This window comes from Accumulibacter sp. (assembly GCF_023806565.1).
GTDB lineage: Bacteria > Pseudomonadota > Gammaproteobacteria > Burkholderiales > Rhodocyclaceae > Accumulibacter.
Map to the genome: position 1 here is coordinate 1 of NZ_JAMTDV010000084.1, position 18,733 is coordinate 18,733.

Here is an 18,733-nt window from a genome sequence, read left to right on the forward strand (position 1 = left end):
GAAGGATACACAAACCGGTCATGATGTAAAGGAAAAAGAGAGACACCACACTAGATAAAGCACCATGTCGTAATCAGTCTTGAGGTGATCGACCACATCCCATGTCTTCACATGCAGTTCACCCATCTTGCTCACCTAGAGTTGCCGAGCCAGTTCCTGGGCGGTCTTGATGTCGTTTGCCTGTGCATCAACCGGTTCACGCGCGCCAGGATGATTTCGGCGCTCGGCAAGCTTCTGAGCTAACGGTGACTGACGGTCCACGAGAGGCCGGCAGCCGACCTCAATGCTGCGCGAGAAAGGCGTCCAGCTCGGAAAGCCGCAGCGGCCGGCTGAACAGATAGCCCTGGTAGGCGTGGCAACCCTGCGCCGCCAGCGCGTCGCGCTGTTCCGCGCTTTCCACGCCTTCGGCGATCACCGACAGTCCCAGGCTTTTCGCCAGCGCGACGATCGTACGGGCGATCACTTCGTCATTGGAATCGGTAAGCAGGTCACGAACGAACGACTGGTCGATCTTCAACTGGTCCAGCGGCAACCGTTTCAGATACGACAGCGACGAGTAGCCGGTGCCGAAGTCGTCGAGCGAGAAGCTGACACCCTGCTGCTTCAACGCCGTCATCTTCGCGATGATCTCCTGAATGTTGTCGAGCAACATGCTTTCGGTGAGTTCGAGCTTGAGATTGCGCGGGTTGGCTGCGGTTCGCTCGAGCACTCCCAGCACCTGCTCGACGAAGTTCGGCTGACGAAGCTGGCGGGCACTGACATTCACCGAAACCGTGAACTCCTCCCGGCCTGGCTGCCTGGCCCACACTGCCGCCTGCGCGCAGGCAGTCTGCAGGACCCACAGCCCAAGCGGCAGAATCAAACCGCTCTCCTCGGCCAAGGGAACGAAGTCACCGGGGGAAACCAGACCACGCTGCCGGTGCTGCCAGCGCACCAGCGCTTCGACGCCGAGGACACGCCCAGAGATGTCGACCTGCGGCTGATAGCAGAGGAAGAACTCCTCCCTCTGCAGAGCATCCCGCAGGTCCTTCTCGAGCGCAGCGCGGGCCGTGACCACCGCCTGCATTTGCGGATCGAAAAAGCGCAGGGTATTGCGGCCGGTGGCCTTCGCTTCGTACATCGCCAGATCGGCGCGTTTCATCAACTCGTCGATACCGTCCTGATGCCCGCCAAACAGGGTGATGCCGACACTTGGCGTGTTGTGGTACTCGAGACCGTTGAGGTCGTAGGGTCGGTTGAGAACGCCAAGAATCTTTTCGCCGACGATCCGGCTCTGGCCGGCGGCTTCGGGCGCCTGTTCGCCGAGATCGTGCAACATGACGACGAACTCGTCGCCGCCGAGACGGGCGACCGTATCGCACTCGCGAACGCTACCGAGCAGGCGTTTGGCAACCTCTTTCAGGAGCAGATCGCCCATGTCGTGACCCAGCGTGTCGTTGAGCGTCTTGAAGTTGTCGAGGTCGATGAACAGCAGCGCTCCCCGGCGACCGTCGCGGGCGCTGGCCGCCATTGCGACGCGCAGGCGATCTTGCAACAGGCGGCGGTTCGGCAGGCCGGTCAGCGCATCGTAGAACGCCAGGTGGCGAATCTCCTCCTGCGCGGCCTTGCGCATGGTGATGTCGGTCAGCGTCGACACGTAGTGGGTGACTCTCCCGTCGTCGTCGCTGACGGCTGAAATCGTCAGCCATTCCGGAAAGATTTCGTTGTTCTTGCGGCGGTTCCAGATCTCCCCCTGCCAGGAGCCGGTGCGCGCCAGCGTCTGGCGCATCGACGCATAGAAAGCGGCATCATGACGACCCGACTGCAGCAGTCTCGGCGTCTGGCCGACGCACTCCTCGGCCGTGTAACCGGTGATCTCGGTGAAGGCCTGGTTGACCCGCAGGATCACCCCGGCGGCGTCGGTAATGAACATTCCCTGCTGCGACTCGAAGGCCGTGGCGGCGATGCGTTCCCATTGCTCCGCCTGCTTGCGGTCGGTGATGTCGTGCGACACGACGATGATGCGCACCGCCCGCCCGTCCTTGTCCTGCAGCACCTTTCCTGCCGATGCCATGTGCCGTACCGCGCCATCCTGCCGGACCAGGCGATACTCGATTTCCTGGCCGACGCCGGTTTCGGCGGTCTGTCTGAATACCTGTTGCACGCGCTCACGGTCGTCCGGATGCACGTCGACGAAGGAGTTGGTACCGCGCAACGCGCGCTCGTCGCCGAAGAACTGGCGATACGAGGGACTGTTGTAGATGCGCCGCCCCTGCAGGTCGAGCACCGCGATATGTTCGCCAATGCTTTCGGAGATCAGCCGGAAGAATTCCTTCTGCTCGCGCAGGGTCGCCTCCATCTCCTTGCGTGCGGTGATGTCCTGTGTCGTCCCGACGCTGCGCACGGGTCGACCGTCGTCGCCGAATTCGATCTCCGCCCGATGCAGCACCCAGCGTGTCTCGCCGCCGGTGACGATGCGCAGCTCACTGACGAAGGGCTCGCCCCGACGTGCAGCCACGGAGGCGCGATCCAGGATACCGCGGTCGTCCGGGTGGACCAGTTCCCGGAAGTTCTCCAGGCTGCCGCTGGTGCCCTTGGCAACGCCGAAGATGCGGCAGGTTTCATCGGACATTGCGATTTTCCCGCTGTCCGGATCGTACACCCAGCTACCGACGCGGGCGACCGCCTGCGCGCGCTGAAGGTCCGCTTCGCTCGCCTGCAATTCGGCCGTGCGTTGCGCCAGATCGGCCCCGAGGCGTCGCACCTCAGCCACCCGGCTGCGGTGTGCACGCACCAGAAAGGTGATCAAGAACAAGGCGATGATCACGCAGGCGACCTGCACCAGGCCATACATCAGGGCCGGAGTCGGCGGCTGCTGCGGCAACCAGCCCAGCCAGTCGGCAGCCACGAAGCCGCAAATCAGCGCTACGTTGCAGGTGGCCAGCGTCTCTGCCATGCGCGTGCCGAACAGCCAGCCGGCGGTGATGACCAGCAGCGGATAGGTGATCGTCAGCAGTCCATGCACGCCACCAAAGAACAGCGAAATCCCGGCGACGGCCAGCCAGCTACCCCACACGATGAGCGTCAACGCTGCGCGCAGTCGGCCAAGCGACAACATGTGCAAGGCCAGCGCGGCGATGACCAGCATGACTGCCGGTCCGCCTGCTCGCCATGGTTGATCCGGGATGATCAACAGAATGGTCAGCAGGACACCGGCCGCGGCGAGCAGAATCGACCAGGCGGTGTATTTCAGATAGGCCAGCGAAGGAGCCGAGAACACCGCTTGATCGTCGGTGGCCGCGAACAGGGACGAATGCGCCACGCTGACGCTACTTGCATGGCCGTCACCGGCTTCCGTTGCGGTCACGCTAGGCCCCCGCCGTCTCGGCGATTTCCCGGAAGAACCGGTAGCAGTTGCGTCCTGCCTGCTTGGCGTAATACATCGCCGTATCGGCATTCTTCAGCAACCCGTTGACGTCCCCACCATGCTGCGGATAGACAGCAATACCGATGCTGCCGGAAATCCTAACGTCATAAGGACCGATGACGAACGGATGACTGAGGGCGGTCAGCAGCTTGCGTGCCACGAGCACGGCATCGGCCGCCCGCTCGATTTGCGCCAGCAGGATGACGAATTCGTCGCCGCCGAGACGAGAAACGGTATCCGAATCCCTCGGCACGCAGGCCCGCAGTCGCAGCGCGACCTCCTTGAGCAGGAGATCGCCGACATCGTGGCCAAGTGTATCGTTGACCGGCTTGAGCCGGTCGAGATCGAGAAACATCAGCGCCAGCGTCTGGCGGTCGCGGCGCGCCTGCGCCAGCGCCTGAAAGAGGCGGTCGGTGAGCAGCGCGCGGTTCGGCAGGTCGGTCAGCTGGTCGTGGTGAGCAAGGTGCTGTACGCGCGCTTCGCTCGCCTTGCGTTCCGAAATATCCTGCTTGATTGCGACGAAATGGCGAATCCTGCCATTGCCGTCGGTGACCGGGGAAATCGTCAGCGCCTCGTCGAACAGGCTGCCATCCTTGCGCCGGTTGATCAGTTCGCCCCTCCACACTCGGCCGGCCAGAATCGTATCCCACATGCGCTGATAGAAATGCACATCCTGCTTTCCCGAGTTGAGCAGCTCGCCGGTCCGGCGCCCGATAACTTCCGCCAGCGCGTATCCGGTCATGCGAGTGAACGCCGGATTGGCCCATTCGATCCTCGCCTCGATGTCGGTAATCAGGATGCCGTTGGCAACCGAGTTGAGTGCCGCCCCGAACAGGCTGAGACGCGACTCCAGTTTTTGGCGGACCAGCGCGTGCCGGATCGCCCGTCCCAGCGCATCATGCTGAAACTGTCCCTTGACCAGATAATCCTGAGCGCCGGCCTGTAATGCCCCCTCCGCAAGCCGGTAGTCGTCCTGGCCGGTGAGCACGATGATCGGCACATCCGGTGCCGCCGCGCGCATCGCCTCGACCGTCGGGAGTCCGGCGGAATCCGGCAGCGAGAGGTCGAGCAGAATGACATCCGGCTTGTCGGCGGCGGCGGCAACACCCTGCGCGAGAGTCGGCGCCCAGACGACCGGATCCTGGTCACCGATTTCCCGGAGACCCGCAAGGCGCACATTGGCCCGGATCAGTCCCAGATCGCCGGAGTCATCTTCGATTACCAGTATCGAAATTCGCTGTTGATCCGAATTGCTCATCAGTCGTTCTCCCTATCGTCCCGTCTGCGCAGGATTGGTCGGTGGCACACGCCGCGGCCCGGGTTACCTCACAGCCGATGCGGCGGGCGCACCAGCGAAGCCCAGTGGTCCCCCAGTTGACGAATCTCGTTCATGAACTCGGTCACGTCTGGCGATTTCGAGAGGTAGCCGGCTGCACCGAGACGGTAGGCAGCAAGCACATCGCGTTCGACTTCCGAGGTGCTCAGCACGACCACCGGAATGTCGCACAGTGCCGCGTCTCCCTTGACCGCGGCGAGGACTTCACGGCCATCCATGCGCGGCATGTTGAGATCGAGCAGAATGAGATCGGGACGCGTCGCCTCGGCGAAGCGCATGCCCTGGCGCCGCAGATATTCGAGTGCTTCCCGACCATCCACCACGTGCTGCAACTCGGCAGCGATGCCGACCTCGCGCAGCGCGAGTCTGAGCAGGTGGACGTCGGCCGGCTCGTCTTCTGCGACCAGGATCAGCATGTTCGGTGTCGCCATTGTCCATCCTGTTGTCTCACCCATGTCAAGTCTCCGCTATTCTTCCTCAATACCCGGTCTCTTGTCACGGGTCTGACAACGCACTGGCCCCCGCTGCCGTTCGCCGCCCAGCGCGAAGGCAGGTAGGTCTGTCGCCGCAACAGGCCAGCACGAACCCGCGCAATCACCCGCAAGCGGCGGCCCGGCGCGGACCGATTTTCGGGCCGCTTCATGACGCTTCCCGGCGCAGCGGAAGAAGGACGACGAATCGACTGCCGAGGTCCTCTCCGGCAGATTCGGCCCAGATTCGTCCGCCATGGTGCTCGGCGATCTTGCGGCAAAGCGCCAAGCCGACGCCGCTGCCTTCGAACGTGGCGCGACTCTGCAGGCGCTGAAAGACGTGAAAAAGCCGGCCGATCTGTTCCGGCTGGATGCCGACACCGTTGTCGGCGACGCAGAGACACCAGTCTCCTCCGGATACCGAGCTCTCGATGGTGATTTCTGGTGAGCGCCCGACGCGGCGGAACTTGGCGGCGTTGCCGATCAGGTTCTGGAGCAGACGCAGAATCTCGTCGGGGCTCACGAAAACGCGCGGCCACTTGCCGCGGACGTGGATCGCAGCCTCCGCCTCGGCGATCGCCGGCTGCAGGAAAAGCAGCGCTTCCTCCAGGATCGCCCGACTTTCCAGCCACTTGGCCGGCTCACCGATGCGACCCACGCGCGAGTACTCGAGCAGTGCTACCAGCATCCGGTCGAGTCGCTTCGCCCCCTCGATGGCGAACTGGAAAAATTCGCGCTGCTCGCTGTCGAGTCGGCCGGCAAGGCGGATTCCCAGCAGTTGCAGATAGCTGGCGATCATCCGCAAGGGCTGGCGCAGGTCGTGCGAGATCGCGTAGCTGAATTGCTCCAGCTCGACGTTCGAGCGTTTGAGTTCCTCTTCCGCCTGTTTGCGTTCGGTGATGTCCTGTGTGGTACCGACACAACGATCCGGGCGACCGTGCCGGTCGCGGATGAGGTCCGCCCGCTGGCGCAGGTGACGAAACATCTTCCCGATGACAATCTTGTGTTCGTGTTCGAAGGGACCACCGTGGTCGAGCAGCGACCGCCACGCCAGTTGCAGTGAACCGCGGTCTTCCGGACAGACCCACTGCAGATACGCCTGCCACGGGCACACGGTCCCCGTCGCCACGCCGAGGATGCGGCTCGCTTCCGCCGACAGACGCATCTCGTCGCGGGCGAGGTCGTAGGTCCAGCTCCCCACGTGCGCCACCGCCTGCGCCCGGATCAGGTTGGCTTCGCTCTCGCGCAGTGCCCGCAGCGCATCGTCAAGTTCCTGCACCTTCTCCTTCAGGCTCTGCTGCAGAAGCTCCTGCTCTCGCGTCAGGCGATAGATGCGGACCGCGGAGTAGACCTGCACGACGATCTGGTTGGCGTTGAGCTCGGATTTCAGCCGATAGCCGTCGACCGCGTAGCCGCTGATCACTTCGCGCTGCGGCGCGTATCCCGGCTGCCCGGTGATCAGCACAATCTGCACGCGGTGGTTGGCCAATTCCTCGCGCACGTAGCGCACCAGTTCGAGGCCGGCCTGATCGGACTCCATCACCACGTCGAGCAGTATCAGGACGATATCAGGGTGCTCAGCGATCAGCAGCTTCGCCTCGCGAGCCGACAGGGCATCCAGCAACTGCAGTGTGCAGCCCTCGATCACCACGTCCTGCAGGGCGAGATGGAGGACATTATGGACATCCTCCTCATCGTCCACCAGCAGCACCTTCCACGGCCTGCCCAGCGGCGCAGCGACGACCTCGGTGGCTTCCGGGAGCAGCAGCGCCGAGAACAGATCACTCTCGTCGATCCGGCCGCCGTTCATCGTCGCCGACCCTCATCGCCAGAGGCCAGAGGCGCGCCCGTGGAGTCGGCGTGCCCGCTGCCCGCGCGCGGACCTGGGCAGCGCTCTTCGCCACTCGGAGTCCCGCCCGCTTGCGCACCTTTTCCGATCACCGCCGGAAAGCCGGCAGGCCCGGCATCGCCCAACACGTCGCGGCCGCCAACTGCCGCCTGCCGCCCCAAGCCGAAGGCGAGCGGTACCCGCCGGCGCCCGGACGGCGTTGCCAGATCGCTTCCCGGAACACGACCATTCCTGCGCAGAATAGCAGTCTCCCTGTTAAGACAGGCACTTGGGCGGGCTTCACGAGCGTCGCGCCGACCCGGATCGCCCCGGTCTTGCCGGCAGACGGATCGCTGCACCCGTCGCCAGTACGTAGTCTGCCAGAATGCGAACCCGATGGCGAACACATCGCTGGCCGACGCCGGAGCAGACACACCGTGCCCACGTTCCCGCGCTCCTGTTGCTTGGGCGGCTGGACCTCACCCGCAGGGCAACGCCGCTCGCCGAACGCTTCCTTGTAGCACTGGCCGCGACACCCTCTGTGCGAGCGAGCGCGCACGGCCGAGCTGCCGTACCATTCCGCATGAAATCCGCGAGCACGACTCGCGAAACTCCCGCCTCTCGCACACGGGGACCGGAAAAACCGATCAGGACAAATCGATGGCACGCAGGGATGACGAAGCAGGCGCAGTGATCGAAGTTGCCGGCGGCAAGCCGATCAAGATGTGGACCGAAGGCGTGCCGGTCGAGGAAGAGGCGAGGCAGCAACTGATCAACACCGCCCGCATGCCTTTCATCTTCCGCCACCTGGCCGTGATGCCGGACGTTCACCTCGGCAAGGGTTCGACGATCGGCAGTGTGATCCCAACACGCGGCGCGATCATTCCTGCGACGGTAGGCGTGGACATCGGCTGCGGCATGGTCGCGACGCGCACGACGCTGCGCGCGTCGGACCTGCCCGACAGTCTGCACCGCTTGCGCAGCGCCATCGAACAGGCGGTGCCCCACGGCCGCACCGTCGGCCGTGGCGGTCGTGACGAGGGAAGCTGGCAGAATCCGCCCGATCTGGTGAACGCCGAATGGGCCGCGCTGCTGCCGGGATTCCGGCGCATCATCGAGAAGTACCCGCACCTCGCGAACACCAATCACCAGATCCATCTCGGCACGCTGGGCACCGGCAACCATTTCATCGAGGTCTGCCTCGACGAGGCCGAGCAGGTCTGGCTGATGCTGCACTCGGGATCGCGCGGTGTCGGCAACGCCATCGGCAACACCTTCATCCAGCTCGCACAGGCCGACATGCGGCAACACCTTGCTGCATTGCCCGATCGCGATCTCGCCTACCTCAGCGAAGGCAGCCCGCATTTCGACGACTACCTCGATGCCGTCGGCTGGGCACAGGAGTACGCGTACCGCAACCGCCGGGTGATGCTCACCCACCTGATCGCCGCCACCCGCCGCGTGATCGGCCGACCTTTTGCGGTCGACCTGGAAGCGGTGGACTGCCACCACAATTACGTGCAGAAGGAAACGCACTTCGGCTGCGACGTCTATGTCACCCGCAAGGGTGCGGTTTCGGCGCGCGCCGGCGAACTCGGCATCATCCCGGGATCGATGGGAGCCCGCAGCTATATCGTGCGCGGCCTCGGCAACGAAGATTCGTTCTGCTCGTGCAGCCATGGTGCCGGGCGGGTGATGAGCCGCAACGAAGCACGGCGGCGATTCACGGTGGCCGATCAGGAGCGCGCCACGGCGCACGTCGAGTGCCGCAAGGACAAGGAAGTGATCGACGAGATCCCGATGGCCTACAAGGACATCGACGCCGTGATGCACGCCCAGCGCTCGCTGGTCGAAGTGGTGCACACCCTGCGCCAGGTGGTCTGTGTCAAGGGCTGACGACACCCGACGCGCGAGCGGCGCAGCGCGCCGGCCCTCACCCGGTCGCGCGAACCCAGCGGACGATGCCCGACGTATCCAGCGCACCGCTCTGTCGCGCCACCTCGTGCCCATTGCGATAGATCACCAGTGTGGGGATCGACCGGATCGCATGGCGCGCCGCCAGCGCCTGCTCCTCTTCGGTATCGACCTTGGCCAGACGAAAATCCGGTTCGAGTTGCCGCGCTGCCGCCGCGAATGCCGGAGCCATCGCCCGGCAGGGTGCGCACCACGGCGCCCAGAAATCGACGACGATCGGCAGATCGGATCGCGCCAGATGCCGCTCGAAGTTTTCCGCGTTGAGGATTGCCGGTGTGCCGTCAAACAGCTCGGCGCGGCAATGGCCGCAGTGCCCATGCCCGCCGAGACGATCTGCGGGAACCCGGTTCGGGCGATGGCAATGCGGACAGACGACGATCTTCGGGGGGTTCATGGCGGTAGACACGATTCCAGGTTCAGATGGCGTCCACATTGGGGCATCGCGGCCCGCTTCAAGCCGTCCGTTCAGGCGCCGATGCGCAGACCGGTCTTCTTGAGGATTCCGGTCGAGAACAGCACGTCGTGCGAGCGGCAGTCGGCCCCGACGATTTCTGCGATGGTCGCCACCTTGGCCAGCACTTCGCCGCGCGAAGCTCCGTGCACCATGGCAAACAGGTTGTACGGCCAGACGGGGAGCGAGCGTGGGCGGTGGTAGCAGTGGGTCACGAAATCGAGCGCACCGACCCGCAGCCCGAGTTCATCGATCCGTTCGTCCGGGACATCCCAGACGCTCATGCCGTTCGCCGTGTAGCCGATGGCGTAGTGGTTGGGGACGGCACCGATGCGCCGGATCACGCCATTATCGAGCATGCGGGCGAGCCGCGCCATGACCTCGTCCGGGGCAATTCCCAGCTCTTCGGCGAGCCGATGATAGGGCCGAGCGACCAGCGGCAGCCCGCTCTGGGTAGCCAGGACGAGCGCGCGATCGACGGCGTCTAGAGCGACGCTCATGCGCGCACCGCGAGCTTCATTTCGACGAAGTACTCCCGCAACTTCGGAAAACGGTAGACGGCCAGTCCGCTGGCGGCCTCGATCCTGCTGACCACCGGGTCGATGGCTTCGGCGGTCTCGGTAGCCAGGACGAACCACAGGTTGAACTCGCCGCCGTCGTACGTTCGACCACAGCCGCTTTCGCGGCGATAATTGTGCGCCACCTCGGGGAAGCCATTGACGATCGCGAGCACCCGCGACCAATCCGCTGCAGGCACGCGCATCGCCGCCAGAACGAACGCGCCGCCCATGCGCTCGACCTGAAACATTGGACCGAAACGGGTCAGCACACGCTCATCGAGCAGGCGCTGCAGGCGTTCGAGCAGTTCCGTCTCGCCGATACCGAGCGTCTCGGCAACCGCGGCGTAGGGGCGCTCGCAGATCGGAAAACCGCCCTGCAGGCGATCGACGATCGCGCGATCGATGCCGTCGAGGTTCGTCCGCTCAGGCATAGCGGGCACCGCCCTGCTTGAAGCGGGTCAGCGAGAAGAGCACGGCGTGCGCGTAGTCGCTGAGTTGCAGGCGCGCGCGCAGCTCGGCGATCGTCGCTTCCACTTCCGCCCGTACCTGCCCGTGGATCATGCAGAACAGGTTGTACGGCCAGCCCGGCAGGACACGCGGACGCCGGTAGCACAGCGTCACGCCGGCTTCGCGCGCCATGCGCTCGCCGATTTCCCCGACCGCCGCGTCGGGGATGTCGTGCACCAGCATGGCGTTCGCCGTGTACCCGAGCTCGTGATGCCGGACGATCACTCCGAAGCGCTTGATGATGCCCTCGCTGCACCAGCGACGGATTCGTTCGAGCACCTCGCCCTCGTCGCAACCGACGCGACTGGCGAGCAGGGCGAAAGGACGGACGAACAGCGGCAGGCCCTCCTGCAGGGCGATCACCAGCCGACGTTCGACCGCGTCCAGCGTGGTCGGCGGCATCAGAATCCGGCGCCGTACTTGCGCCGCCGAGGGCTTCCCGCCCTGGCCGCCGAGGGCAAAACCAAGGTCGATGTGGTATTCCTCGAGCAGCGGCAGCTTCAACAAGGGGCAGCCCGTCGCCCGTTCGATGGCGCCAAGGACCGCCTGCAACTGCCCCTCGGAACCGGCAGTCACGACGAACCAGAGGTTGTAGTGGTGCTCGCGTTCGTAGTTGTGGTTGACCTCGGGAAAGCGGCTGATCACGTCCGCCACCGCGGCCAGCCTCGCCGCCGGCACCGCCATCGCTGCCAGAGTGCTGGCACCGATCCGCCTGGGAGCGAAAACGGCCCCGACGCGCGCAATCTTGCCTTCGCGGCGCAGCGCTTCGAGACTCTTCAGGACCTCCGCTTCGGCGACACCGAGGGACGACGCCAACTCGGCAAACGGTGCCGAACACAGAGGAAAGTCGTGCTGGAATTCGTTGAGCAGGCGGAAGTCGAGCGCCGCGGCCGGCAATGCCATCAAAAGCCCGTCCGGTGGGCGCGGCTGGTGAAGAAGATGCCGCTCGGTGCCTGCACGGCAATTTCGCCGACCTTCGCGAAGCTGGCCGTGTCGTAGATCAGGACCCGGTTGTCGTCGCGCGCCGAAATCCACACCTGTTCGCCGCGCGGCGTGAATTCCATGTGCAGAACCGCCCTGCCGGGCGCCAGCGTGTGCACCACCTGGCCGCTCAGCGTGTCGATGACCTCGACCCAACCGTTGTCGGGAAAAGCGTAATTGACCCATACCTGCCGACCGTCCGGCCGCGCCATGACGAAGACCGGCTGTCCCCGGACCGGGATGCGGCCGACTTCGTGCCAGCCGTCGGCGGCCACCACCAGCACTTCGTGACGTCCGACTGCCGGCAGGTAAGCCCGACCCTGCGCCATCGCCCAGCCGCGCAGATGCGGCATCTTGAACACCGGCAGCTTCTCCTGCCCGCGCCCGTAGTTGTCGAGGATGCGCCGCGTTCCCTGCCCCGTTTGCCAGGTATCGAGCAGCACGACGCCGTCCTCGCCGAAAAGGCCGGCAAGGTAATAGCGGCCGTCCGGCGTCACCAATCCGTCGTACGGCTGCTGTCCGGCCGGAAAACGCTCCGTCCGCGGATGCCGGGGATCGGAAAAGTCGCTCAGCCAGATCTCGCCACCGTCGAACAGCGCGTAGGCAAAGCGCTGGCCGGGAAGGTCGGCAAGGCCGACGACCTTGGAGAAGCTGCCGGGAGAGTATTCGGCCGGCACCTCGGACAGCAGTTCGAGTGTTTCCGCGTCGAACGCCTTGATCCCGCCCGGCGAGTAATTCTGCGCGACGACGATGCGCCCGTCCTGCGAGATCGCGCCGCCGATGGCATTTCCCGATTGCAGCACTCGCTTGACGATTCTCTGCTCGAGCAGATCGACCTTGGTCAGTCCGCCATCGCGACCGAAAACGTAGGCGTAGCGACCGTCGCGCGAAAACACCAGCGAGGCGTGCGACAGATCCCCGAGCCCGGCGACGCTCGCATACGCTGCGCGCTTGCTGGTATCGACCAGCGTCACCTGTCCGTTTGCGCGCTCGACGACGACACCGAGATCGCCGGTGCCACGCAGCGCCGGCGCGGCGCAGCCGGCGAGCAGGAAGATCGAAACGAGAGTCAGCAGTCTGTACATGGTCCTATACTCGAAGGGCGCCGCGGGCGCCGGGATCCGATCGCTTGACGAGGGCAGCTGTCATTATCGGAAATGTCGTCGGTCGGCGGCAAGCGCGCTGCGCGCGACACCGCTGCGGAATCGCTCTTGTCGCACCGGCCGGCCGGAAGCAGGCAGCTGCAGGGAGACCGCACGCAACCGCCTCGCGACCGAACGCCGGTGCGACAACAGGTCACTCGCCGTGCACCGCGGCCCTGTCGGATAATGTCGCCGTGCGCCGCCGGAATGACCGATCGTGGCGGCGCCGCCCACCCTGCTCTCCGCCGCCGCCGATGTCCAGAAACCTGCTGCTCGACGCAACCCTCCTGCTCGGACTCGTCCTCCTTGGCGTCGTCGGCTACCGACTGGCGCCGATGTTCGCTCCGAAATCCGACATCACCCTGCCGCTCTCCGGCTGCGACATCGGACGGCAGGCCTGCGTGGCGACACTGCCCGACGGCGGTCAGGTCGAGTTCTCGATCGAGCCGCGCCCGATTCCCGTGCTCAAGCCGCTGCAACTGCGCGCGACCTTCCGCGGCACGATCGCGAGCCGGGTCGAAGTCGACTTCACTGGCAGCGACATGAGGATGGGCTACAACCGCCCGCAGCTCGTCCGCCAGGACGACGGCAGGCAGTTTGCCGGGCAGACCAGCCTGCCCGTGTGCATCACCGGCGAGATGGCGTGGGACGCAACGCTGCTGGTCGACAGCGGCAAATCGCTCGTCGCCGTGCCGTTCCGCTTCGTCGCCGGCCACTGAAGCGCCTCGACAGGAAAGCTGCCGTCGCTGCCCGAGCGTCCGCCCGGCCGGCGCTGATCGAATCCGGCAAGGGTTACGGCGGCGGCGCGGTCTCGAAGGCGATTCTCACCAGGCCGGCGCGCTGGGCTTCGGCGAGCACCTCGGTGACGCGTTCGTAGCGCGTGCCGCGATCGGCGCGCAGGTGCAGCTCGGGCTGGCCGCCGGCAACGGCAGCGAGGCGGGCCGGCAGCTCGCTGCGCTCGCTTGCCAGACCGTCCACGAAAATCGCGCCCGAAGCGTCGATCGCCACCGAGACGACCTGCGGCCGGTCGTCGAGGCGGTTGGCATCGACCCGCGGCAGGTCGACCGGAACCGCCTGATGGAACAGCGGCGCGGTGATGATGAAGATCACCAGCAACACCAACATCACGTCGACCAGCGGCGTCGTGTTGATCTCCGCCATCGGCTGCCCGGCACCCGCGTTGTCGAATGCACCGAAAGCCATCGCTCTCTCCTTCAGCCGCCGCGACCGGCGCGCACGGCGCCGAGGTCGACCAGCCTGTCGCCCGGCCGGCCGCGCATCCCGGTCGTCAGATAGGCATGCAGGTCATGCGCGAAACCGTCGAGTCGGGCCAGCGTCAACCGGTTGCCGCGCGTGCAGGCGTTGTATGCGAGCACCGCCGGAATCGCGACGAAGAGGCCGGCGGCGGTCATGATCAGCGCCTCGCCGACCGGTCCGGCGACCTTGTCGAGCACCACCTGCGTCGCTCCCGAGAGGCCGACCAGCGCATGATAGATTCCCCAGACGGTGCCGAAGAGGCCGATGAATGGCGCCGTCGATCCCACCGAAGCGAGAAAGGTGAGCCCGGATTCGATGCTCGCCTGCGCCTCGACGATCTGACTGCGCAGGGAGCGCGTGACGAAATCGCTGACACTGACGCCCGCACCGATGCCGCGCTCGGAGTGCTGGCGATGCAGCTCGGCGGCGTTGGCGCCGGCAATGGCCAGGCTGGCCAGGACGCCGGTGCGGTCTGCGTGGCGGATCGCCTCGATCGCCGCCGGCAGACTCGGCGCTCCCCAGAACGCGGCCAGCGCGCGTCCATGACATTGTCGCGCCTGCCAGACGCCGTGTGCCTTCAGCGCGATCACGCACCAGCTCGCCACCGACAACAGAACGAGCAAGACGGCAACCGCCTGCGTCACCAGATCACCCTGTGCCCAGAAGTGGGCCAACCCCATCTCGATCCTCATCCCGCCTTCCCGTTCAACTGTCGAGCGCAAAGTGCAGCGGTATCAGCACCGACGACTCGACCGCCTCCGAACCCAACCGGGCCGGAACGAAGCGCCAGCGTTCGACCGCCGCCCGTGCCGCCTCGTCGAGACGCGGTGAGCCGCTCGACTGTTTCACCTCGACCGCCAGCGGCAGGCCCTGCGCGCTCACCCGGACGCGCAGCACGACTCGCCCTTCCTCACCGAGGCGCCGCGACGAAACCGGATACGCCGGCCGCGGATTGTGCAGATAATCGGCGTCGAAGCGCGCGCCGACCAGCGCCGGCGCTGACGCCGAGGCCGTCGATGTCGCTGACGATTCGGCCGGCACGCCGGCTGCCGGCGGAGTCGCCGCAGCAGCGACCGCCGGCGCGTTCGCGGGCGCTGGCAGCGACGACGATGCGGTCTGCGTCGCTGCCAGCGGCTGGGGTTTCGCCCTCTCGACCCGGCGCACCGATTCGACGCTTCGCACCGCTTCCGCCTTGCCCGCCGTTGCCCTGCTCGGCGCAGCCGGAGACGGTTCGACCACGCGCACGGTCAGTGCGGGCAGCGCGTCTGGAGGGACCTGCTCGACGACCACGCCGAAGGCCAGCAGCAGCCCGAGCAGATGCAGGCCGGCGACTGCCAGCACGAACAGGCTCCCCTGCCAGAATGGTCGTCCCGCGGCTTGCGGGAAGTCGTAATAGGCAGCGCCGGCCCCACAGTGGAGCCGGCCGGCCATTTCGCTCAAGTCGGTCACGGCGTAGGCTGCAGTAGACAAGGCGTCATTCTATGCCGCCGCGGGCAGTTGCGGGGTGCGGCGGATCGCCGCCCCCAGCGAAACACGATCGTGGTGCCGTGCCGCAGGTGCGACAATCTGCCCGGCGATCGCCAATGACCGTCGATGCAAAGGAGTGGCCATGACCGAATTGCAGCCGCCGCCAGCCGGCACGGAAAGCTCGAGCCCGGCGGCCAGCGCAGCGAAGACCGATTCCGCGTCGCTGGCCCGCCTGTTCCTCGCTCTCTGGCCGGCGCCTGAGGAAAGCGACCGTTTGCGCGAGTACTTCCGGCAATGGACCTGGCCGAAAGGATCGACGCCGGTCCAGGCGGACCGGATGCACCTGACCCTGCATTTCATTGGTGCGGTTCCCGCTGCGCATGTGCCGGAAATCGGCGCCGGGCTGCAGGTGCCGATCCGCCCCTGCGAACTGCGCCCGACGCAGGCCGCGATCTGGCCGCGCGGCATCGCCGTGCTGCAGGCGACGCAGATTCCCGACGGACTGGCGCAACTCCATGCCGACCTCGCCCGGGCGCTGCGCGCGCTCGGACTGCCGGTCGAGGCACGACGTTTCCGCCCGCACCTGACGCTGGCCCGGCGCGCGGCTGGCGCCGTTCCGCCCGCCGTCGCGCCCGATCTGCGCTGGCGTGTCGATGCTTACGCGCTGGTCGAATCGGTGCTGGGCCACGGCGGCGGCTACACGATCCGGCAGCGCTACGGCGGCGGCGACACGCACTCGCTGCAAGGTCGGAAAAATCCGGCACAATGACAGCCTTTTTTGACGCCGCTTTGCTTTCGCGGCAGAGAGTGCCGACATGTCGCACCGCCGCGCGGTTGCCCTGATGATCCTCGTGACGCTGCTCTGGAGCCTCGCCGGAGTGGTCTCGCGTTATCTCGACCGCACCGGCAGCTTCGAGGTCACCTTCTGGCGCAGCCTGTTCAACGCGCTGGCGCTGGCCTTCGGACTTTCCTTCCTGCGCGGGCGGGGTCTCTGGCGCGGGCTGGCGCAGGCGGCGTGGCCGGTATGGTTTTCCGGGGTTTGCTGGGCCGTGATGTTCACCGCCTTCATGGTGGCGATCACGCTGACCACGGTCGCCAACGTGCTCGTGACGATGGCCATCGGCCCGCTGATCACCGCCCTGTTCACCCGCGTTTTCCTGCGCCATCGGCTGCCGGCACGAACCTGGCTGGCGATCGCCGTGGCCGGCGCCGGCATCGCCTGGATGTTCGGGCAGGAAGCGGGCAGCGGCGCCTCGCTGGCCGGAACGCTGGTGGCGCTGGCCGTTCCGCTGGCGGCGGCGCTCAACTTCACGACGCTGCAGCACGCCGCCGAGCGCCAGGCGGAAGACCAGGCGGCTGTCGGCCAGGACATGTTGCCGGCGGTGCTGATCGGCGCCGTGCTGTCGGCCGCGGTCACCCTGCCGCTGGCCCTTCCCCTGCAGGCGTCGCGTCACGATCTCGGCCTGCTGGCGCTGCTCGGCGTCGTGCAACTGGCGATTCCCTGCCTGCTGCTGGTGCGCCTCTCGCGCGAGCTGCCGGCGCCCGAAATCGCGCTGCTTGGCCTGCTCGAAGTCGTCTTCGGCGTCACCTGGGCGTGGCTCGGCGCCGGCGAACGGCCCACCGCCAGTACGCTCGTCGGTGGCGCCCTGGTGCTCGGCGCGCTGGTGGCGAACGAGGCGCTGGCCCTGCGCGGACCGGTGGCCCGGCTGCCTGCGGCAAGCGGGCCGGCCTGCCGAGACCGTCACCCCTGCCCGGGGAACGCGCCGTGACGGCCCCTCGCCACGACCTCGAAACGATCTCGCTGGTCGGCTTCGCGCATGGCGTTTCGCATTTCTTCCATCTCCTGCTGCCGCCGCTCTTCCCGTGGCTGATGAAGGATTTCGCGCTGAGCTTCACCGGCATCGGGGCAACGATGACGATCTTTTTCGTCGTCTCGGCGATCGGCCAGGCGCTGGCCGGTTTCCTCGTCGATCGCTACGGTGCCGCCAGGGTGCTCGGCGCCGGGATCGGCTGCTTTCTCCTCGCCGCCCTGCTGCTCTCGCTGGCGGATGGCTACCTTGGAGTGAGCGTCGTCGCCGCGCTCGCCGGGCTCGGCAACAGCGTCTTCCACCCGGCCGATTTCACCGTTCTCAACCGCCACGTTTCGCAAGCTAGGCTGGGGCACGCCTTTTCGATCCACGGCCTCTCGGGCAACCTCGGCTGGGCGCTGGCGCCGGTATTCCTGACGGCGATCGCCGCCACCGCCGGCTGGCGGGCCGCCGCCCTGGGCGCCGCCGGCGTCGCCCTGCTCGCGCTGGCGCTGCTGCTCTGGCGGCGGCGTACCCTCGCCGACCCGCCGGGCAACCTGCACACCGCAGCGGCCGGGCAGCCCGGCCAGCCGATCTCGCCCTTCGCTTTCCTGCGCGCCCCGGCGGTGTGGCTGTGTTTCACCTTCTTTTTCCTGATCACGACGGCTTTCGGCGCGATCCAGAACTTTGCGACGCCGATCCTGCAGCAGCTCTACGGGCTGTCGCTGGCGGCCGGGGCGACTGCCCTTTCCGCCTATCTCGCCGGCGGCGCCGGCGGCATCCTGACCGGCGGTTTCCTGGCGCAGAAAGGCCAGCACGAACGCCTCATCGCGGCCGCCATCGGCACCGCCGCGCTGCTCGCCGTGGCGCTCGCGACGCTGCCGCTGCCGGCCTGGGCGATTCTGCCGCTGATGGCGGGAATCGGCTACTGCACCGGCCTCGCCGGCCCCTCACGCGACCTGCTGGTGCGCGGCGCCGCCACCTCGCGCTTCGGCCAGGCGGCCTATGGTCGCGTTTACGGCTTCGTCTATTCCGGCCTCGACGCCGGCCTCGCGCTCGCCCCGCTCGCCTTCGGCGTACTCATGGACGGCGGCCGCTTCCGCGCCGTGCTGGTCGGCATCGCCTTGCTGCAGGGACTGGCCATCCTCACCGCGCTGCGGGTGGGTGGAGCGGGACGGGGGGCGATGGTTTGAGCGGCCAACCTCCCCTTGCCTGTGCGGCATCCGCACTCACCAGTCACACTTGGGGTCATGAACCATGAATAGCCTGACAGACATACCTTCGACCCCGTTTGCCTATGCGGGCGCCTTGGACGAACCCATTGAGGAATTGCAATACGCCGTCCAGGAGCTCCGTTCAAGTGGGAGATTGACGCCGGAGGTACTGCACACGCTTAGAAAATACTTCCGCGTCAAGAACATCTACCATTCCAACGCCATTGAGGGAAACCTCCTCACTGTCGGCGAGACGCGGCAAGTGGTTGAGTACGGGCTCACGATTACGGGCCGTCCCCTTAAAGACCAAGCGGAAGCGAAGAATCTCTCACACGCCCTCGATTTTCTCGAGG

At 66.4% G+C, this 18,733-nt stretch carries 17 protein-coding genes and 1 pseudogene; 6 read left to right on the forward strand and 12 right to left on the reverse strand.

Annotated features, from left to right (window positions below):
- Positions 1-280 precede the first annotated feature (280 nt).
- From NFV80_RS09400 to NFV80_RS09415, 4 genes are all read right to left on the reverse strand, one after another.
- A complete protein-coding gene (locus tag NFV80_RS09400; RefSeq protein WP_295328920.1) occupies positions 281-3,346 on the reverse strand; it encodes an EAL domain-containing protein in 3,066 nt (1,021 codons plus the stop codon).
- A gap of 1 nt (position 3,347) precedes the next feature.
- Positions 3,348-4,664 (reverse strand): diguanylate cyclase, encoded by a 1,317-nt coding sequence (locus NFV80_RS09405; protein ID WP_295328923.1) that lies wholly within the window; start codon positions 4,662-4,664, stop codon positions 3,348-3,350.
- Between the two features lie 68 nt (positions 4,665-4,732).
- Positions 4,733-5,197, reverse strand: coding sequence for a response regulator (locus NFV80_RS09410; protein ID WP_295328926.1), 465 nt, complete (start codon positions 5,195-5,197; stop codon positions 4,733-4,735).
- 184 nt (positions 5,198-5,381) lie between these two features.
- Positions 5,382-7,022: an ATP-binding protein gene (locus NFV80_RS09415; RefSeq protein WP_295328928.1), complete on the reverse strand. Its 1,641-nt coding sequence runs from the start codon at positions 7,020-7,022 to the stop codon at positions 5,382-5,384.
- A gap of 678 nt (positions 7,023-7,700) precedes the next feature.
- On the opposite strand from NFV80_RS09415, the gene NFV80_RS09420 reads away from it, so the two are divergent.
- The gene (locus NFV80_RS09420) at positions 7,701-8,936 is read left to right on the forward strand and encodes an RtcB family protein (protein WP_295328931.1); all 1,236 of its coding nucleotides are present in this window, start codon (positions 7,701-7,703) and stop codon (positions 8,934-8,936) included.
- Positions 8,937-8,973: 37 nt separating this feature from the next.
- Here the strand turns inward: NFV80_RS09420 and trxC are convergent, their stop codons facing one another.
- The 5 genes from trxC to NFV80_RS09445 form a co-directional block, all read right to left on the reverse strand.
- Positions 8,974-9,408, reverse strand: coding sequence for a thioredoxin TrxC (gene trxC, locus NFV80_RS09425; protein WP_295328933.1), 435 nt, complete (start codon positions 9,406-9,408; stop codon positions 8,974-8,976).
- Between the two features lie 71 nt (positions 9,409-9,479).
- Positions 9,480-9,965 (reverse strand): AsnC family transcriptional regulator, encoded by a 486-nt coding sequence (locus NFV80_RS09430; RefSeq protein ID WP_295328935.1) that lies wholly within the window; start codon positions 9,963-9,965, stop codon positions 9,480-9,482.
- A complete protein-coding gene (locus NFV80_RS09435; RefSeq protein ID WP_295328937.1) occupies positions 9,962-10,456 on the reverse strand; it encodes an AsnC family transcriptional regulator in 495 nt (164 codons plus the stop codon). The genes NFV80_RS09430 and NFV80_RS09435 overlap by 4 nt, the downstream gene beginning before the upstream one ends.
- Positions 10,449-11,435 carry an AsnC family transcriptional regulator gene (locus NFV80_RS09440; protein WP_295328939.1) on the reverse strand — a complete coding sequence of 329 codons (987 nt, stop codon included), beginning with the start codon at positions 11,433-11,435 and terminating at the stop codon, positions 10,449-10,451. The genes NFV80_RS09435 and NFV80_RS09440 overlap by 8 nt, the downstream gene beginning before the upstream one ends.
- A complete protein-coding gene (locus NFV80_RS09445; protein ID WP_295328941.1) occupies positions 11,435-12,598 on the reverse strand; it encodes a cytochrome D1 domain-containing protein in 1,164 nt (387 codons plus the stop codon). Before NFV80_RS09445 ends, NFV80_RS09440 begins: the two co-directional genes overlap by 1 nt.
- Positions 12,599-12,909: 311 nt before the next feature.
- Here NFV80_RS09445 and NFV80_RS09450 point away from each other — a divergent pair, with 311 nt between their 5' ends.
- Positions 12,910-13,374 (forward strand): hypothetical protein, encoded by a 465-nt coding sequence (locus NFV80_RS09450; protein ID WP_295328943.1) that lies wholly within the window; start codon positions 12,910-12,912, stop codon positions 13,372-13,374.
- A 73-nt stretch (positions 13,375-13,447) separates the two neighbouring features.
- Here NFV80_RS09450 and NFV80_RS09455 read toward each other — a convergent pair whose 3' ends face one another.
- The 3 genes from NFV80_RS09455 to NFV80_RS09465 are packed head-to-tail and all read right to left on the reverse strand — an operon-like array spanning position 13,448 to position 15,382.
- Complete coding sequence (locus NFV80_RS09455; protein ID WP_295328945.1) at positions 13,448-13,858, reverse strand: biopolymer transporter ExbD; 411 nt, start codon at positions 13,856-13,858, stop codon at positions 13,448-13,450.
- An 11-nt stretch (positions 13,859-13,869) separates the two neighbouring features.
- Positions 13,870-14,604, reverse strand: coding sequence for a MotA/TolQ/ExbB proton channel family protein (locus tag NFV80_RS09460; protein ID WP_295328947.1), 735 nt, complete (start codon positions 14,602-14,604; stop codon positions 13,870-13,872).
- Positions 14,605-14,617: 13 nt separating this feature from the next.
- Entirely contained in the window at positions 14,618-15,382 is a 765-nt protein-coding gene (locus tag NFV80_RS09465; protein ID WP_295328949.1) for an energy transducer TonB, read from the reverse strand.
- Between the two features lie 139 nt (positions 15,383-15,521).
- Between NFV80_RS09465 and thpR the strand changes: the two genes are divergently transcribed.
- The 4 genes and pseudogenes from thpR to NFV80_RS09485 all read left to right on the forward strand — a co-directional run.
- Positions 15,522-16,148 carry an RNA 2',3'-cyclic phosphodiesterase gene (gene thpR / locus NFV80_RS09470; protein ID WP_295328951.1) on the forward strand — a complete coding sequence of 209 codons (627 nt, stop codon included), beginning with the start codon at positions 15,522-15,524 and terminating at the stop codon, positions 16,146-16,148.
- Positions 16,149-16,194: 46 nt separating this feature from the next.
- A complete protein-coding gene (locus NFV80_RS09475; RefSeq protein ID WP_295328953.1) occupies positions 16,195-17,148 on the forward strand; it encodes a DMT family transporter in 954 nt (317 codons plus the stop codon).
- Positions 17,145-18,359 (forward strand): MFS transporter, encoded by a 1,215-nt coding sequence (locus tag NFV80_RS09480; RefSeq protein WP_295328955.1) that lies wholly within the window; start codon positions 17,145-17,147, stop codon positions 18,357-18,359. Before NFV80_RS09475 ends, NFV80_RS09480 begins: the two co-directional genes overlap by 4 nt.
- A 64-nt stretch (positions 18,360-18,423) precedes the next feature.
- Positions 18,424-18,733 (forward strand): annotated as a pseudogene (locus tag NFV80_RS09485) (hypothetical protein); the annotation flags it as partial.

Bases quoted from the DNA above. Each gene is read 5' to 3' on its own strand.
- NFV80_RS09430 (WP_295328935.1), bottom strand. From the start codon at position 9,965: ATGAGCGTCGCTCTAGACGCCGTCGATCGCGCGCTCGTCCTGGCTACC.
- NFV80_RS09455 (WP_295328945.1), bottom strand. From the start codon at position 13,858: ATGGCTTTCGGTGCATTCGACAACGCGGGTGCCGGGCAGCCGATGGCG.
- NFV80_RS09460 (WP_295328947.1), bottom strand. From the start codon at position 14,604: ATGAGGATCGAGATGGGGTTGGCCCACTTCTGGGCACAGGGTGATCTG.
- NFV80_RS09405 (WP_295328923.1), bottom strand. From the start codon at position 4,664: ATGAGCAATTCGGATCAACAGCGAATTTCGATACTGGTAATCGAAGAT.
- NFV80_RS09445 (WP_295328941.1), bottom strand. From the start codon at position 12,598: ATGTACAGACTGCTGACTCTCGTTTCGATCTTCCTGCTCGCCGGCTGC.
- NFV80_RS09420 (WP_295328931.1), top strand. From the start codon at position 7,701: ATGGCACGCAGGGATGACGAAGCAGGCGCAGTGATCGAAGTTGCCGGC.
- NFV80_RS09475 (WP_295328953.1), top strand. From the start codon at position 16,195: ATGTCGCACCGCCGCGCGGTTGCCCTGATGATCCTCGTGACGCTGCTC.
- NFV80_RS09450 (WP_295328943.1), top strand. From the start codon at position 12,910: ATGTCCAGAAACCTGCTGCTCGACGCAACCCTCCTGCTCGGACTCGTC.
- NFV80_RS09415 (WP_295328928.1), bottom strand. From the start codon at position 7,022: ATGAACGGCGGCCGGATCGACGAGAGTGATCTGTTCTCGGCGCTGCTG.
- NFV80_RS09410 (WP_295328926.1), bottom strand. From the start codon at position 5,197: ATGGGTGAGACAACAGGATGGACAATGGCGACACCGAACATGCTGATC.
- NFV80_RS09440 (WP_295328939.1), bottom strand. From the start codon at position 11,435: ATGGCATTGCCGGCCGCGGCGCTCGACTTCCGCCTGCTCAACGAATTC.
- NFV80_RS09435 (WP_295328937.1), bottom strand. From the start codon at position 10,456: ATGCCTGAGCGGACGAACCTCGACGGCATCGATCGCGCGATCGTCGAT.
- thpR (WP_295328951.1), top strand. From the start codon at position 15,522: ATGACCGAATTGCAGCCGCCGCCAGCCGGCACGGAAAGCTCGAGCCCG.
- trxC (WP_295328933.1), bottom strand. From the start codon at position 9,408: ATGAACCCCCCGAAGATCGTCGTCTGTCCGCATTGCCATCGCCCGAAC.